This is a genomic window from Methylosinus sp. is20ea, assembly GCF_059718135.1.
This window is the reverse complement of the sequence record NZ_AP046088.1, coordinates 480,673-499,033: the sequence shown is the minus strand read 5'-3', so window position 1 is coordinate 499,033 and position 18,361 is coordinate 480,673. Positions and strand designations below refer to the sequence as shown.

At 66.7% G+C, this 18,361-nt stretch carries 3 protein-coding genes (1 of these 3 cut by a window edge); all 3 read left to right on the top strand.

All coding sequences use genetic code 11. The annotated features are described in order from the left end of the window. Positions 1-11: 11 nt before the first annotated feature. Tightly spaced (each overlapping or abutting the next), the 3 genes in view from AC6IY7_RS02290 to AC6IY7_RS02280 form a layout consistent with a single transcriptional unit that may run on beyond the window. Positions 12-9,617: an amino acid adenylation domain-containing protein gene (locus AC6IY7_RS02290; RefSeq protein ID WP_497781398.1), complete on the top strand. Its 9,606-nt coding sequence runs from the start codon at positions 12-14 to the stop codon at positions 9,615-9,617. Further along, on the top strand, positions 9,614-16,159 hold the full coding sequence (locus tag AC6IY7_RS02285) for an amino acid adenylation domain-containing protein (protein ID WP_497781397.1): 6,546 nt from the start codon (positions 9,614-9,616) through the stop codon (positions 16,157-16,159). The genes AC6IY7_RS02290 and AC6IY7_RS02285 overlap by 4 nt, the downstream gene beginning before the upstream one ends. Continuing rightward, positions 16,156-18,361: the beginning of a non-ribosomal peptide synthase/polyketide synthase gene (locus tag AC6IY7_RS02280; protein WP_497781396.1), read on the top strand. It continues 14,747 nt past the right edge of the window; 2,206 of the gene's 16,953 nt are visible here — the first part of the coding sequence; it begins with the start codon at positions 16,156-16,158; its stop codon lies off the right edge, out of view. Before AC6IY7_RS02285 ends, AC6IY7_RS02280 begins: the two co-directional genes overlap by 4 nt.

Below are 18,361 nucleotides of genomic sequence, written 5' to 3'. Positions count from 1 at the left end.
GGAGTATGTCGATGCAGGCGCCATGGGATTCGCAGGACACGATCGCCGCGATATTGCACAGACGCGCGGAGCAGTCTCCCGAGCAGATCGCCTTGCGCTTTCTCGCCGACCGGGACGGCTCCGAGGAGGTCTTCACCTATCGGACGCTGCATGAGCGCGCGCTGTCGATTGCTGCGGCCCTGCAGGCGAAGGCCGCGCCCGGCGAGCGGGCGCTGCTGCTGCTGCCGAGCGGGCTCGACTATGTGGCGGCCTTTTTCGGCTGTCTCTACGCGGGCGTCATCGCGACGCCGGCCTATCCGCCGCAGTCTCTGGGCGCGCGCCATCTGAGCCGGCTTCTCGCCATCGCGAAAGACGCGCGGCCTCGCCTACTGCTGACGCAAGAGTTCGCGCGCGAAGCGGCTGCGGCGTTGAGAGCGGCGCTGCCGGAGCCGGGCCGCGTGGAGGTGATGGCGGTGGACAGGCTCGAAGGAGACGTCGGGCGATGGATCGCGCCGCCGCTCGGGCGGGACGACATCGCCTTCCTGCAATATACGTCGGGGTCGACGGCAGCGCCGAAGGGCGTGATGGTCAGCCACGGCAATATATTGGCCAATGAGGCGGCGATCTCGCGTGGCTTCGGACTGCAGCCGACCGACGTCTGCGTCAGCTGGCTGCCGCTGTTTCACGATATGGGATTGATCGGCTGTCTTCTACAGCCGATCTACAGCGGCGCGGGGCTCGTGCTGATGTCGCCGCGCAGCTTCATCGAGCGGCCTCTGCGCTGGCTCGAGGCGATCTCCTCATTCGGCGGAACCGTCAGCGGCGGACCTGATTTCGCGTTCCGGCTCTGCGTCGAAAGAATTGCCGCGCCATTGCCGGCGACGCTCGATTTGAGCCGATGGCGCGTCGCGTTCTGCGGGTCGGAGCCGATACGACCCGGCACCTTCCACGCCTTCGCCGAGACGTTTTCGGCGGCGGGCTTTTCTGCGCATTCGTTTCATCCCTGCTACGGCCTCGCCGAGTCGACTCTGTTCGTGACGGCGAAACGGCCGGGCGCAAAAGTGATATCCGCAACCTTCGACACGGGCGACGCAAGCGGCGAGGAAGCGGCGCCGCCGCCCATCACGCTGATCTCCTGCGGCGACGCTTTCGAGGAAAACGATATTCAGCTCATCGATCCGGCGACCGGAACCGAGGCGGGCCCGGATTCGATGGGTGAGGTCTGGATCGCCGGTACCAGCGTCGCGCAGGGCTATTGGCAAAATCCGCAAGCGACCGAGGAGACCTTTGTCGAGAGAGCCGGCAGGCGATACCTGCGCACCGGAGATCTCGCTTTTCGTAGGGATGGACAATTTTTCATCGCCGGCAGGCTCAAGGATCTCATCATCATCCGCGGTCAAAACCTCCATCCGCAGGACGTCGAGCTGACGATCGAAGAGGAGCTCGAAGCCGCTCGCCGAGGCCGGGTCGCCGCCTTTCCGGTCGAGGTGAATGGGACGGAGGGAATAGGCGTCGCCGTCGAAATCGGCAAACGCACGCAAAAGCTCATCGATCCGGAAAAGGTGGCGCAGGCGATCCACGCGCTCCTGACCGAGGTCTATCAGGAAGGCGCATCGCTGATACTTCTCGTAAATCCGGGCGCGCTTCCTATGACGTCGAGCGGCAAGCTGCAGCGCTCTGCTTGTCTGCCGCTCTTCGAGAATGGATCGTTCGACGTTTTTTTCGTCTGGCGGCGAGGCGAGCCCGAAGGCGCCGAGCGGCTGGGACGTAGCGTCTCTTCTGTCGGGCAAACGACGACGGAGACGGAAACGGCGGAATGGCTGGCTACGGTCTGGAGTGAGTTGTTCGGTCGCGGAATCGATGCACGAGACGCGCATTTCTTCGAGCTCGGCGGCAATTCGCTGCTCGTCGCGCAAATGACGGCGCGCATCGCCGGCCAATGGCGCCTCACCGTCGAGCCGAGTCTTCTCTTCGAAAAGCCGAGCTTTGCGGCATTCGCCTCCGCCATCGCGCGCCTTCGTGATGAAATGGCCGCCCGCGACATCGAAAGCGCGGGGGAGGATGCGGACGCATTTCATATCGTCGCCGTCCACGATCACAGTCCCCCTCTGTCGTTCGCACAGAGCCGCCTCTGGTTCCTCTGGCGGCTGGAGCCGGACAGCGCCGCCTATAATCTTCCCCTGACGATGAGATTGCGGGGCCGTTTACGGATCGGGCCGCTGTCCCAGGCCTTCGGCGCGCTCCGCCAAAGACACGAGATTTTGCGGACGCGCTTCAGGGAATGCGACGGTGCGACGATCCAAGTGATCGACGAGGGCGGTGAGATCGATATCGCGGTGGAAGACATAAGCGATACGGCGTCAAGCGACGGCGAGGCGCGGGCGCTGGCGATCGCGGCGGCGGAGGCCGGTCGGCCGTTCGATTTGGAGAATGGTCCGTCGTTCCGCGTCAAATTGGTTCGGCTGAGGGACGACGATCATCTGCTGTTGTTGACCGCGCACCACATCGTCGCCGACGGCTGGTCGCTGACGATCTGTCTGCGGGAGCTCGCCGCGCTCTATGGAGGCTTCAACCGTGGAGAGGAGGCCGCGCTGCCGCCGCTGCGCATCCAATATGGCGATTACGCGCTATGGCAGAGGCGTTGGCTCGGGGCCGGCGAAGCGGACCGGCAACTGGCCTATTGGCGCGAACGCCTCGGCGACGCGCATCCGCCGCTGATGTCTGCTTTCGATCGGCCGCGGCCCGCCGTGCGGAGCGGGCGCGGCGCGACCGTCGACATCCGCGTGCATGCCGCTCTCGCGACGCGGCTCAGGGAATTGGCGATGGCGCATGACGCTACGCTGTTCATGGTCCTGCTGGCCACGTTTTACATTCTGTTCCGCCGCCGCAGCGGCGAGAGCGATCTGCGCGTCGGCGCGCCCTTCGCAAATCGCCGCCGCATCGAGACCGAGGGGCTGATCGGCTTTTTCGTCAATACGCTGGTGCTGCGCACTCATGTCGATGACCGAAGCCCCTTCGCGGCGCTGCTGGCCGAGGTGAAGGACGCGGTCTTGGGCGCTCATGCCAATCAAGATCTGCCGTTCGAAAGGCTGGTCGAGATTTTGCAGCCCGAGCGCACGCTCGCGCATAATCCGCTGTTCCAGGTGAAGTTCAATTATGGCTTCGCGGCTCCCGCACTCGGCGATTTCGGCGGCTTGCGCATCGAGAGCCTCGCCCTGGCGCCGGCCGGCGCGCATTTCGATCTGGCTCTCGACGTGATGGATGCGGGAGACGAAATCGAGGGCTTCTTCACTTACGCGACGGATGTGTTCGACGCGGACGCCATCCTCGAATGGAAGCATGAATTCCTCGACCTGCTCGAGTCCATCGTCCAGGCGCCGGAAGCGAGGCTGCACGATCTGTCGCCGCGTCCGGCGACCCGCAGATCGGGAGCGACGCAGGCGTTCGAATCGCGCGACGTCCTCGCTTTGCGCCGGCGCAGCCTCCCTGCCGACGTCGACGGCCTCGCTCTGCGCGGCGGCTCGCGCGATTACTCCCATCGCCAGTTGGAAGAAGCGTCGAATCGGCTCGCCCATTGTCTCGCCTCGCATGGCGTCGGCCGCGAGGATCGCGTGGCGCTGGTCGTCGAACGCTCCCCGGAATGGGTCGTCGGCCTGCTCGGAATTCTTAAATCGGGCGCGGCCTATGTTCCGCTCGATCCGGCTGCCCCCGACGCGCGTCTTCGCGCGCTCGTCGCGGAGTGCGGCGCATCGGCCATCGTCAGCCGCGGCGCGGCGCTGCCCCGCCTCGCGGCCGATCCCGGCCGCGAGGCGCAGGTCGAACTCATCGCTTTGGAAGACGATTCTTTGGCGCTCTTCAACGCCGAGCCGCCGCACGTCGACATCCTGCCGGGGCAGGCCGCCTATGTGATCTACACATCCGGCTCCACCGGTCGCCCCAAGGGCGTCGTCGTCAGCCATGGCGCGCTCGCCGATTATGTCCAGGGCCTGTTGCAGCAAGTGCGAATCCCGCCCGATGCGAGCATGGCGATGGTGTCGAGCGTCGCGGCCGATCTCGGCCATACGGCGCTGTTCGGCGCGCTGTGCTCCGGCCGGCCGCTCGATCTGCCGGGGCCGGACGTCGTCGCCGACGCGGATCTTTGCGCGGCGCATCTGGCGGGCCGCCGGATCGGCGTTCTGAAGATCGTGCCCGGCCATCTGCGGGCGCTGCTGCAGGCCGCCGAGCCGCGCGGGGCGCTGCCGGAGCATGTCCTGATCCTCGGCGGCGAGACCGCCGACCGGGAGCTGGCGGAAATCGTGCGCGAATTGAAGCCCGGCTGCCGCATCGTCAATCATTACGGCCCGACCGAGACGACTGTCGGCGTGCTGACGCATGAGCTCGAGGCGCCGCTCGCCGGCAGCGGCGCCATTCCCGTCGGGCGCCCTTTGCCCAACGCCTATGTCGTCATCCTCGACGATGAACTCGCAGATGCGCCCCGCAACGCGCCGGGCGATCTCTATGTCGGCGGCGAGGGATTGGCGCGCGGCTATCTGGGGCGGCCGGGACTGACGGCGGAGCGCTTTATTCCAGATCCCACCGGACGCGGCGAGCGTCTCTATCGCACAGGCGATCGCGTCAAATACGACCGCATGGGGCAAATCGAGTTTCTCGGCCGTGCAGACGAGCAGATCAAGATTCGCGGCTATCGCGTCGAGCCGGCGGAGGTCGCCGAGGCCCTGAGAGCGCTCGACGGCGTCGCGGACGCCGCGGTCGTCGCCGATGGCGATGGCTCAGACAGGCGCCTCGTCGCCTATTACGTGCCGACGGAACGAAGCGCGATCGATGGCGGCGCATTGCGCTCGGCGCTCGAACGCGTCCTGCCGAACCATCTGATTCCCGCCTCTTTCACGCCGCTCGCGAGCTTGCCGCTGACGGCCAATGGCAAGCTCGACCGCCGTGCGCTTCCCGCGCCGCAGGCCGGCGGCCGAAACGTCGTCGCGCCCGCGAACGAAACGGAAGAGTTGCTCGCGCGGATCTGGCAGGAGGTTCTTCGGTCGGAGGCGGTCGGCGTCACGGATAATTTCTTCGAGATCGGCGGCGACTCCATCCGCAGCCTGCAGGTCATCGCGCGCGCGCGCAAACATGGATTGCAGGTGACGCCTAAGGCCATGTTCGAGCGCCAGACGATCAGGGCGTTGGCCTCGGCGCTGCGGCCGGCCGCGCCATCGCATTTGGAGCCTGCGTTGCCGCGCGCCGATCGAACCCGGCCGCTGCCGCTCTCGCATGCGCAAAGGCGCCTGCGCTTCCTCTGGGAGATGGAGCCGGACAATCCGGTTTATAATGTTGTCGGCGCCCTGCGGCTCGACGGCGAACTGGATATCGACGCTCTGAACCGGGCCTTCAGCGCGCTCGTCGCCCGGCACGAGACGCTCCGCACCTCGTTTCCGGCGCTGGGCGGCGACTATGTCCAGAACATCGCGTCCAATCCCTTGCCGCCGATCGCGGCCGCAAAACTGAGCGCATCGTCGTCTCGCGAACGGCGTCTCGAGGCGCAGACGCTGATCGCCCGCGAGGCGCGCCGGCCCTTCGATCTCGAACATGGTCCCGTGCTGCGCGTCGCGTTGCTGCAAATCGACGAGCGCGAACATGCGCTGCTCGTCGCCATGCATCATATCGTTTCTGACGGCTGGTCGCTGAACGTACTGATGAACGAGTTCGCGACGCTCTATACGAGCCATGTGCGCGGATCGGAGCCGCACCTGCCGGTGCTGCCCATTCAATATGCGGACTACGCCATCTGGCAGCGCGAATGGCTCGCCGACGGAGCTGGCGCCCGCCAGCTCGACTATTGGAGAGAGCGGCTCGCCGCGGAGCAGGCGCCGCTTCCGCTCCCCCTCGATCGCCCGCGTCCGCAAAAGCAGAGCTACCGCGGCGCCAATCTCGACTTCCCCATGCCGCATGCGCTGGCCGCCGAGCTCCGGCGCTTCGCGCAGGTGCGCTCGGTGACCTTGTCCACATTGCTGCTGACCGCATTTGCGACGCTGCTCTGTCGCTATAGCGGCGCGAGCGACCTCTGCGTCGGTCTGCCGGTCGCGAACCGCCGCTGGACCGAAACCGAAGGATTGATCGGCTTTTTCGTCAACATGCTGGTGATCCGCGTCGACCTCGAAGGCGCGCCGAGCTTCGATGATCTGCTGCAGCGCGTTTCGGCCCGCGTCGTCGAGGCGCAGACCAATCAGGACGTGCCGTTCGAGCAGGTGGTCGAGGCGCTCAATCCAGAACGCACGCTCGCGCATAATCCGCTGTTTCAGGTGACCTACAATCATCGCCGGCGCGATTACGGCCCGTTGCGCGATCTCGCCGGCCTCGACGCGCATGAGCCGCGCTCTGACGCTCCGATTACGCAATTCGATCTGACGCTCGACGTGGAGGAAAGCGACGACGCGCTGCGCACCTCCTTCACCTATGGCGCCGATTTGTTCGATCCGCCGACGATCGCCCGCATGGCCGAGCATTTCCTCGCACTGCTGCGCGCCGCGCTCGCCGACCCGGCGCAATCGATCGGCGCCATGAGCCTCGGCATAGTGAGTCTCGGCATGAGCGCGGCGGCGGCGTCCGACGCGGCGCATGCGCTCGCCGCAGGCGGACGCCGCCTTCACCAGCTGATCGAGGAGCAGGTCGCGGCGACGCCCACCGCCGTCGCCGTCGAGGGCGACGGCTGCGCGTGGAGCTATGCCGAATTGAACGCGCGGGCCAATCGCCTCGCGCGGCGGCTGCGAGATTTCGGCGTCGGCCCGGATGTGCTGGTCGGCGTCTATCTCGACCGCACGCCCATCATGACGGCCGCTCTGCTCGCCGTGCTCAAGGCCGGCGGCGCCTATCTGCCTCTCGCCCCCGATTACCCGCCAAAACGCATTCGCTTCATGCTCGAGGACGCCAAGCCACGCGTCCTGCTGACCGAAACGCGCCTCCTCGCCGAACTCGGGGCGTGCGACGCGAGGATCTGGTGTTGCGACCGCGACGAGGGCGAGCTCGACGCTTACGCGGACGAAAATCTTTCCGTCGGCGTCAGGCCCGACAATATCGCCTATAGCATCTACACCTCGGGGTCGACGGGCCGCCCGAAGGGCGTCGCTGTCAGTCATGCGGCCATCGTCAACCACATGGAGTGGATGCGCCGGACCTTCGCCATCGACGCCGACGATCGCGTTCTGCAGAAGACGCCGTTCAGTTTCGACGCGTCGGTCTGGGAGTTCTGGCTGCCGCTGATGGTCGGGGCCAGATGCGTATCGGCCTCGGCGGAAGCCGGCCGCGATCCGGCCGAGCTGTGGCGGCAGGTGGCCAAGCATCGCATTACGGTTCTGCAATGCGTGCCGTCGTTCCTGCGGGCTCTGATGGAGCATGCAGACGCGCCGGCGCTGCGCTGTTTGCGCTATCTGTTCTGCGGCGGCGAGGCCTTGCCGCCGGCGCTCGTCGATACGGTGCTGCGGAACTGGGACGGCGAATTCTGGAACCTCTACGGTCCGACCGAAGCCGCCATCGACTCGACCTCGTGGCGATGCCGTGTGGGCGCGGGACCCACGGCGCCGATCGGCGCGCCGATCGCCAACGCCGCCATTCATATTCTCGACGACGAGCTCAATCCGGTTCCGGCCGGAGTGGTCGGCGAAATTCATATCGGCGGAGCGGGCCTGGCGCGCGGCTATCTGCATCGCCCGCAATTGACGGCCGAACGTTTCGTGCCAGACGCCGCGGCGGGCGGCGGCGCCCGTCTCTATCGCACCGGCGATCTCGCCCGGCTGCGGCACGATGGGCTCATCGAATATGTGGGGCGGGCCGACCAGCAGGTGAAGCTGCGCGGGTTCCGGATCGAATTGGAGGAGATCTCCGCCGCTCTTGGCGCGCTGGACGGCGTGCGCGACGCCGTCGTAACGGTGCGCGACGACGCGGCCGGCGACCGGCGGCTCGTCGGCTATGTCGTCGCCGACATGGACAAATTGAAGGAGCTGCATCGCCGCGATCAAGCCGGCGAGGCGATCCGGCAATGGGAGAGTGTGTTCGAGACGGCCTATGAGGCCTCCGGGCGCGGCCCGAATTTCACCGGCTGGAACAGCAGCTATGACGACCAGCCCATTCCAGAGGCGCACATGCAGGAGTGGCTCGACGCGACAGTCGCGCGCATCGCCGCCCTGCGGCCGCGCAGAATGCTCGAGATCGGCTGCGGCGTCGGGCTGTTGACGCAGCATCTCGCTCCATCCTGCGAGGCCTATGTCGGAACGGACCTGTCGGCGCGCGCCATCGCCGAAGTCGCCGCATGGATCGAGCAGCGGCCTGATCTGGCGCATGTGAGGCTCATGCAAGGCGAGGCGCTGCAATTCGACGCTATGGCTCGAGAATCCTTCGACACCGTGGTTCTGAATTCCGTCGTCCAGTATTTTCCCGACGGCGATTATCTGATGAATGTGCTTTACGCCGCATCCGCCGTCATCGGCGAGGGCGCCATTTTCATCGGCGACGTGCGTCATCTCGCGCTCCTGCCGACCTTCCATGCGTCCGTGCAATTCGCGCGAGCGCCGGGCAAGCTCGACGTTCGTCAATTGCGCGGACGGATCGACAAGGCGATCGCCCAGGACAAGGAGCTCATCCTCGATCCGGCGTTCTTCCATGCGGCCGCCGGCCTGCTCGGCCTAAGAGCGAGGATCGACGTCAAGCGGGCGCGAAGCGACAACGAGCTCACTCGTTATCGCTATGACGTCGTCTTGCGCCGCGATCTCGCCGCCGTGCCGGCGGCGCGCATGGAATGGCCCGATGAAGACGGCGCGCTAGCGGCGCTGGACGCGCGGCTCGCTGCCGAGCGTGCGCATGGCCTGACCGTGAGCAACGTCCCCAATCGCCGTCTCGCCCGCGATGTCGCCTTGGTCGATCTGCTGCAGGCGAGCGACGGCGCTGCCACCGTCGCGGATATTCATGCGTCGCTCGACGGGCGGCCCGAGACCGGCGAAGACCCGGAGAGCTTCTGGCGGCTCGCCGCCGCGCATGGGCTGGACGTTTCTATCGGCTGGACGCCTGGCGCGCGGCGCGGCGCCTTCGACGTCGAATTCAGAAATCCCGCCGCCGCGACCTGCGAGTCGGGCGCGCGGCCGGCGCCCGCCGACTGGCGGCCCTATGCGACCGATCCGCTCGGCGCGACGCTGCGCCGGCGCCTCGGCGCGAGGCTGCGCGACGAACTCGGCGCCGTCCTGCCCGACTATATGACGCCGGCCCATATCATCGCGCTCGACGCCATGCCGCTCGCCGCCAATGGCAAGTTGGACCGCAGGGCGCTGCCGGCGCCCGATGTCGCCGACATGCAGAAGCGCTTTGTCGCGCCGCGTAACGATCATGAAGCGAGGCTCGCCGCCATTTGGCAGGACGTGCTGCAGATCGCGCGGATCGGCGTTCACGACAATTTCTTCGAACTCGGCGGCCATTCGCTGCTCGCCACGCAGGTCGTCTCGCGCGTGCGCGCCCATTGCAACATCATCGTGCCGCTGCGCAGCCTGTTCGAAAGCCCGACCGTCGCCGAACTGGCGGAGGCGATCGAGCGACTGTCGACGAATTCGCCCGCGTCCGAAAGCATCGATCGGTTCGAAGCCTTGTTTGACCAGCTGGGGGTATGATGACCACGGAAGACAGAATGCTCGCGCTGGCGCGACGCTTCGCCCAGGCCGAGCCCGACATGCGGCGCGAGCTGCTGCGGAAGATGGCGGCGAGCGGGATCGATTTTTCGCTCCTGCCCATTCCGCCGCTCTCGATCGGCGATCGTCCCGCGCTCGCCTCCTACGCGCAGCGCCGGCTGTTCTTTCTCTGGCGGCTCGAGCCGGAGAGCAGCGCTTATAATCTGCACGCCGCCCTGCATCTCGAGGGCGCGATCGACGACGACGCCTTGCGCGGCGCCTGCGACGGGCTGCTGCGGCGCCACGCCGCCTTGCGTACGACATTCCGCTACGCCGGGGAAGAGGTCTATCAAAACGTCGAGTCCGGCGCGGCTCTTTACGTTGCGACCGAGGATCTGCGCGCGCTCGCGGCCGAAGCGCCTGAGACGCGGGCGCAAAGCATCGCCGAGACCGAAGCGCGCCGGCCTTTCGATCTCGAACAGGGCCCTTTGCTGCGCGTCGTCTTGCTGCGGCTGGGCGACGCCGACCATCGCCTTTTGTTCACGCTTCATCATATCGTCTGCGACGGTTGGTCGATGGACCTCGTCATTCGCGATTTCGCCACGCTCTACGCGGCCGTTCACAGGAAAGAGGAGCCGCGGCTCGTCGCATCGCCCGTTCGATACGCCGATTACGCTCTGTGGCAGCGCAATTGGCTGGAGGCCGGCGGGCTCGAGCCGCAGCTGCATTATTGGACGCAAAAGCTCGGCGGCGATCGTCCGCCGCTCGAGCTTCCCTATGATCGGCGGCGCCCCAAGACACAGAGCTTTCGCGGCGCGCGCCATACGTTCGATCTCGACGCCGCCATCAGCGCGGATATTCGCGAGGCTGCGCAGCGCCATAATGCGACGCCTTTCATGTTTCTTCTAGCCGTCTTCTACGCGCTGCTCTACCGCGTGACCGGCCAGGGCGACGTGGCGGTCGGCGTGCCGATCGCCAATCGCAATAGGGCGGAGGTAGAGAATGTCGTCGGCTTTTTCGTCAACACGCAGGTGCTGCGTCCGACGGCGGACAGCGATCTTACCTTCGCGGAGCTCGTGCGGCGCGTCCGCGCGACGGCGCTCGAGGCGCAGACCAATCAGGACCTGCCGTTCGACAAGCTCGTCGAGAGGATCAATCCGACGCGCAGCCTCGCCGATAATCCGCTGTTCCAGGTCAAATACAACTTCCAGAACTGGACTTACGACGCGCTGCACGAACTGCCCGGTTTGCGGCTGAACGCGGTCGTTCCGGGCGACAGCGGCGCGCATTTCGATCTCAGCCTCGACATTCTCGACAAGGGATCGACATTCGGCGTCAGCGTCGCCTATGCGACCGATCTCTTCGACCTCGCCACGATCGAAAGACTGATGAAGGGATGGCGGAGCCTGCTGCGTAGCGCGATCGCCGATCCGACGCGCGCCGTCGGCCGGTTGCCGTGGATCGATGCAGACGAGCGCGCGGAGCTTCAAAGCTGGAGCGCCAATCCGGACCCGTTTCCGGCGACATCGGTGCTCTCGCTCTTTCGCCTCGCCGCCGCCGCGCAGGCCGATGCGACGGCGCTACGCAGCGAAGATGAAGCGCTGAGCTACGGGGAGCTGGACGCGCGCTCCAATCGGCTCGCGCGGTGGCTCGCGGAGCAGGGCGCGGCGCGCGAGACGCCGATCGCCCTCTGCATGGAGCGTAAGGCAAAGATGGTCGTGGCGCTGCTCGCCATACTGAAAGCGGGAGCGACCTATGTGCCGCTCGATCCGAAAGCCCCGGCGGAGCGCTCGAACAAAATCGTGGCGGACTGCAACCCGTTGATGATCCTGTGCGAGAACAGCTCGGGGGAAACGCTGCAGGGCGCGCGGCGCGCACCGCTCGATGCGCTCGACCTTTCCGCGTACAGCGCCGAGACCCTGCCGATCGACATCGAGCCTGCCCAGGCGGCCTATATCATCTATACGTCGGGCACGACCGGCTCACCGAAGGGCGTCGTCATCGACCACGCCGCGCTGGCGAATTATGTTCAAGGCGTGCTGCGCGAATTGCGGCTGCCGCCGCGCGCCAGCATGGCGATGGTCTCCACCATCGCCGCCGACCTCGGCCATACGGTTCTGTTCGGCGCTCTTTGCTCCGGCGGCGCATTGCATCTTGTCGACGAGGCGCGATGCTTCGACCCCGACGCCTTCGCCGATTATGTCGCGCAACATGAAATCGACGTCCTGAAAATCGTGCCGAGCCATTTCGCCGCGCTTCTCCATGCCTCCGAGCCGATGCGCGCATTGCCGCGACGAGCCTTGATTCTCGGCGGCGAGGCGACGCCCTGGTCTCTCATCGAGACGTTGCGGCGCCTTGATCCTCCCTGCCGCATCGTCAATCATTACGGGCCGAGCGAAACGACCGTCGGCGCCCTCGCCGGGGTGGTCGCGCCGCGCGGCGATTGCCGCACGGCGCCGCTCGGGCGTCCGCTCCCCAACTACCGCGCCTATGTTCTGGACGAATGGATGGCGTCGGCGCCGGCGGGCGTCGCGGGCGAAATATATCTGGGCGGCTCCGGGCTGGCGCGCGGCTATTGGCGGCAGGCCGCGCTGACCGCCGAACGCTTCGTTCCGGACCCGTTCGGCGGCGATGGCGGACGCTTGTACCGGACCGGCGACCGCGCCCGTTATCTTGCGGACGGCGTCGTCGAATTCCTGGGGCGCGCCGATCAACAGATCAAGATACGCGGCTATCGCGTGGAGCCGGGAGAGATCGAGCAGGCGCTGCGCGCGCAGCCGGATGTCGACAGTGCTGTCGTCGTCGTCCATCGCGCCGAGAGCGCAGACGAAGAAGCGCATGCGCAACTGATCGCCTATTGCACGCCGCGCGCCGGCGCGACTCTTGCGATCGACGACATTCGCGCCGATTTGGCGAGGAGCCTGCCGGACTACATGTTGCCGGCGGCGGTGATCGAGCTCGCCTCTCTGCCGCTCACGCCGAATGGCAAGCTTGATCGGCGGGCTCTGCCGACGCCCGTCGCGGCGCCGAGCCGCGTCCACACGGCGCCGCGCACGCCGCTGGAGACGAGCATCGCCGACATTTGGCGGTCCGTTTTGAGGTGCGAGCGCGTGAGCGTCCACGACAATTTCTTCGAGCTCGGCGGCGATTCCATTCTCAGCCTGCAAATCATCGCGCGCGCGAAGAAGCAGGGAATCCGCATCAAGCCGAAAGATATTTTCGAGTATCAGACGATCGCCGAACTCGGCCGCGTCGCCGAGCGGATCGAACCGGCCGGCGCCGCGAACGGTCACTTAGCGTCCGCCCGCGCTCCGCTCGGCGATCTTTCGCCGCTCGAGATCGATCGGCTTCCGGCGCGCCCGGACGAGATCGCCGACGTCTATCCGCTGACGCCCATGCAGCAGGGCATGCTGTTTCATAGTTTGATGGATCCTGCGGGCGGCGTGCATATCAACCAGAGAACCTGCACGATCGAAGGCCCCTTCGATGTCTCCGCGTTCCGCGGGGCCTGGAACCGGGCGATCGCCGCGCACGACATTCTCCGCACGCTGTTCGTGTTCGAAGGGTTCGATACGCCCCTTCAGGTCGTGATGCGCGAAGCGCAAATGCCGTTCGAGCAGCATGACTGGCGATCCGTTCCGCCGAGCGACGCGGAAAACAGGCTCCTCGAATTTCTGCGGCGCGACCGTGCGCGTGGGTTCGATCTGCGACATGCGCCGCTGATGCGCGTCGCGCTGATCGACATTGCGGGCGAGCGCCGATATGTGGTGTGGACGCTGCATCATCTGCTGCTCGACGGCTGGAGTTCGGCGCGCCTGCTCGACGAGGCGTTCGCGGACTATCTCGCGCAAACGCAAGGTTTGCCGGCGCCGGCTGTTCGGTCGCAGAGCTTCGGCCGCTATGTCGAATGGCTCGGCCGCCAGGACCGCCGGGAAGCGGAGAGCTTCTGGCGCGAGGGCCTCAGCGGCGTGGAGGGGCCGACGCTGCTTGCCGAGCAGGTCGCGCCCGCGCAGCGAAGGGACGGCCATGGGAGTCTCATTCGCGAACTGCCGAGCGATTTCGGCGCGCTCTTACGCGGCTTCGCGCAGACGCAGCATGTGACGTTGAATACTGTGCTGCAGGGCGCTCTCGCCTTGGAGCTCGCTCGCTACGCGCGAACCGACGACGTCGTCTTCGGCGCCGTGGTGTCCGGCCGCAACGCGCCTGTCGACGGCGTCGAAACGATGATCGGCATGATGATCAACGCGCTTCCGGTCCGGGTGCGGGTCCAGCCGACGAGCGCGCTCGGCCCCTGGCTGCGCAAAATTCAGGATCACAATCTCGTGCTGCGCAACTATGAATATTCACCGCTGAGCGACGTGCAGGCGTGCAGCGGGTTCCCCCATGGAGCCCCGCTCTTCGACGTCTTGCTCATCACGCAGAACTATCCGGTCGACCCCGGCCTCTGGGACCGGATCGGCGCCGCCGGAATCAGCGCTTTCCAATCCTACGAGCAGACGAACTATCCGTTGACGATCATGGCGGTTCCGCGCGGCGACGGTCTTCGCCTGCGCTTCGACTACGACCAGCGCCATTATGATGCGCCGCTCATCGAGGCGTTCGTCGACGAGCTCCTTGAAATATTGCGCGCATTGGCGCGGCGGCCGGACGGCCGGCTGTGCGAGATCGCGGCGGCGGCGCGGCGCGAGGAGACGGCCGAGCCCGCGAGCGCGGCGGCTCCCGCCGTGCGGGATCGGAGCCTGACGCGAGCGATCGAGGAACAGGTCCGGCGCACGCCCGACGCCGTTGCGCTGATGTTTCGCGATCAGACCTACGTCTATGCGGAAGTGAACGCGCGCGCCAATCGGCTGGCGCGGTGCCTGCGCGCCATGGGCGTCGGGCCGGACGATCGGGTCGCGCTGTGCGTCGAGCGCACGCCAGCGCTGCTCATCGGCCTGCTCGCCATACTGAAGTCCGGCGGCGCCTATGTGCCGCTCGAGCCGACACTCCCGCCTGCGCGCCTCGCCTCCATGCTCGCCCGTTCGGGCGCGCGCGTCCTGCTGACAGAAGCGCGATGGCTCGAGACGCTGAGGAGCGACATGGATCGCGAAGTCTGCGTCTGGTGTTTCGATCGCGACGCCGCGACGCTCGCCGATCTCGAGGATGACGATCCAGGCGACGTCGCACGTCCGGATCATCTCGCTTATTGCATCTATACATCGGGTTCGACCGGCGAGCCCAAGGGCGTCTCGATCAGCCGCGGCAGTCTGTTCGAGTTCCTGTCGAGCGTTCAGCGGGACATTGCCTTGCGCGCCGACGACGGCATGCTGGCGCTGACCGCGCCGAGCTTCGACATTTCGACGCTAGAGCTTTTTCTTCCGCTCATGAGCGGCGCGAGCATTGCGCTGGCGGAGCGAATGGCGACGAGCGATCCGCAGACGCTGCTGAAATGGGTGGTGAATTGCGGCGTCACGGCCATTCAGGCGACGCCTTCGGCTTGGCGCATTCTCCTTCAGGCGCCGGAGATCGACGCGCTGGGCCTGCGCCTCGCGCTGTGCGGCGGCGAGGCTCTTTCCGACGATCTCGCCGCCCGTCTCGTCCGGTCGGCCGGCGAGGCTTGGAATCTCTATGGCCCGACCGAGACCTGCGTGTGGTCGCTGCGGCACCGGCTGCAGGCCGACGATCCGCGGCCGCTGCTCGGATCGCCGTTCGACAATACGCGCGCGCATGTCCTCGACGCCGAACTGAACGCGATGCCGGCCGGCGTCGCGGGCGAGCTCTATATCGGCGGCGGCGGATTGGCGCGCGGTTATCTCGGCCGCGCCGATCTCACCGCCGAACGCTTCGCGCCCGATCCGTTTCGCGCCGACGGCGCGCGTCTCTACCGCACCGGCGATCTCGTCCGCCGGCGCGCGGATGGACGCATCGAATTCATCGGCCGCGTGGACCATCAGATCAAGATTCGCGGATTTCGGATCGAGCCGGCCGAAATCGAAGCCTGTTTGCTTGGCCATGAGGGCGTGCAGGCGGCGGCGGTCGCGCCGAGGCCGGGGCCGGGCGGATCGCTGCTCGTCGGCTATGTGGTCGTCAGGGCGCCGGCGCCGGATTGGCCGGCGCGGCTCGAGGCGCATCTTCGGCGGCTCTTGCCGGACCATATGGTCCCGGCGCAAATCATGGTCCTGGACGAGATGCCGCTGACCGTGAGCGGCAAGCTCGACCGTTCCGCCCTGCCGGATCCCGAGCGACGGAGCAGCGCCTACCTCCCGCCTCGATCGGAGCTCGAACAGAAGCTCGCCGCGATCTGGCAGGAGATTTTGTGCGTCGAACGCGTCGGCTCGACCGACAACTTCTTCGATCTCGGCGGCCATTCGCTGCTGGCGGCGCAGGCGACGGCGAAAATCCGCAACCGGCTGGGCGTCGACATGCCCTTCGACCGTCTGTTCGAGACGGCGACGCTCGGCGCTTTGGCCGACAGTCTGGCGCATGAAGAAACGACGCCGGATGAGATCGCGTTCATGTCGGAATTGTTGAGCGGATTCGAAGAGAGCGGAGCGGGCGAGCGATGAACGAGACGAATGACCCGCGTTCCTCGCAGCTGCGCGCGATCGCGCAACGTTTCGCGGCTCTCGCGCGCGACGATCAGCGCGTCTTCTTGCGCCGTCTGGCGGACAGGGGCGTCGACTTTCATCGACTGCCGATTGTGAGATCGGGGCGCGATCAAGCCCCTTTGTCTTCCGCGCAGAGAGGCTTGTGGTTTGCCCGCCAGGGCGCGGCCTATAATCTCCCGGCGGCGATCCGTCTGAAGGGCGCGTTGCGCGAGGCGGCGCTCGAGAAAAGCTTCGACGAGCTGATCCGCCGGCACGAATCGCTGCGCACGACCTTTCGTCAGGAGGGCGAGCGCATTTTGCAGATCGTTCACGAGCCGGGCCGTTTCGAGCTGCGCCGGGAGCGCCTCGGCGCGCCGCCCGAAGTCATGGAGACGGAGCTGCGGCGACGCATCGAGGAGGAGGCGCGAAGACCGTTCGACCTCGAGACCGGCCCGCCGCTGCGCGTCGCGCTGGTCGAACTGGGGCCGGACGATCATCTGCTTTTGGTCACCATCCATCACATCGTCGCCGATGCGGCTTCGATGCAGATTCTCATCGGCGAATTCGCATCGCTCTACGCCCGCTCATGCCGAGGCGAGACGGCGTCGCTGCGGGACCTGCCGATCCGATATGTAGATTACGCGCATTGGCAGCAGAGCTGGCTCGACGCCGGCGGCGGCGAGCCGCATCTTGCCTATTGGCGCGCGCAGCTCGGCGCCGAGCGTCCGGTCCTCGCGCTGCCGTCGCGGCGCGGACAGCCAGCGCCGGGCGACCGGCGCGGTGAAAGACTCGTCGTTCGTTTCGACGATCTTCTGACGAAGAGGCTGAGGACGCTGGCGCGCGCCTGCGACGCCACTTTGTTCATGACGCTGCTCGCGGCGTTCGACGTGGTCCTCTATCGCAGCACCGGACAGGAGGACATTCGCATCGGCGTGCCCCTCGCCAATCGCAATCGCGAGGAGACAAAAGGGGTCATCGGCCTGTTCGTCGATGTGCAGCTCATCCGCGCGCGGATCGACGGCCGACTCCGTTTTACCGATGTTGTCGCGCGCGTGAAGGCGGCCGCCGCCGGCGCGCAGGCCCATCAGGACCTGCCGTTCGAGCTTGTGGTCGAGGCTTTGCCTGCGGAAGGCGGCGAGCGGCGCCCCCTCTTCCAAATTCTATTCAACCATCTGCGCCACGATCTTGGCGCCTTGCGCGAACTGCCGGAGCTCCAAGCCGAATTTTTGCGCGGCGACGCCTGCTCGGTCAAATTCGATCTCGCGCTGGATACGACGGAAGACGCGTCGGGCGGCCTCGCGGCGACCTTCACCTATGCATCCGACATGTTCGATTCAGCCGACATCGCCGGCCTGCGCGACCATTTCGAGAATGTGCTGCGGCATGTCGTCGAGGACCGCTTCGCCACGGTCGACGCGATCCAACTTCTTGGCCGCGACGAAACGGCCCGGTTGCGCGGTTGGAGCGATCCTCTGGCGGGGACGGGCTCTTCGCCGTCGCTGTCGCTTGCGGAGCTTTTGTCGTCGGCGGCGTTGGCGCAAGCGGAGCGCGAGGCGGTGTGGTGCGCGGGCGAGGCGCTGACCTATGGCGCGCTGGAGCGGCGCGCCGTTCGTCTTTGCGCGCTGCTGCGTCGGCGCGGCGTCGGCCGCGAGACGCGCGTCGGCTTGGCGCTGGAGCGCTCCGCCGACTTCGTCGTCGCGCTGCTCGCCGTCATCAAGGCCGGCGGCGCCTATGTCCCGCTCGACATCGACTATCCGCCGGAGCGTCTCGCCTTTCTCATGCGCGACGCCGGCCTCGCGCTGCTGCTCACCCAGAGCCATGTCGCGCCGCGCCTGCCCATTCCCGACGGCGTTCCTTACATCGCCCTCGACGCGCTCGACGACGCGGACCTCGCCGACAACGCGGCGCCCTCGATCGCCACGCATGAAGATCAGCTCGCCTATGTGATCTACACATCCGGCTCGACGGGGACGCCCAAAGGCGTCGCCGTGCCGCAGGGCGCGCTGTCGCGCCATTGCCGCGCCATCGCCGCCGCCTATGGCATGGACAAAGGCGGCGCGCTCGATCGCGATGGACGCCAGCTGAACGAGCTGCTGTTCATGTCCTTCGCCTTCGACGGCGCGCAGGAGCGTCTGTTGACCGGTCTGTTGTGCGGCGCGCGGCTGGTTCTGCGCGACGCGA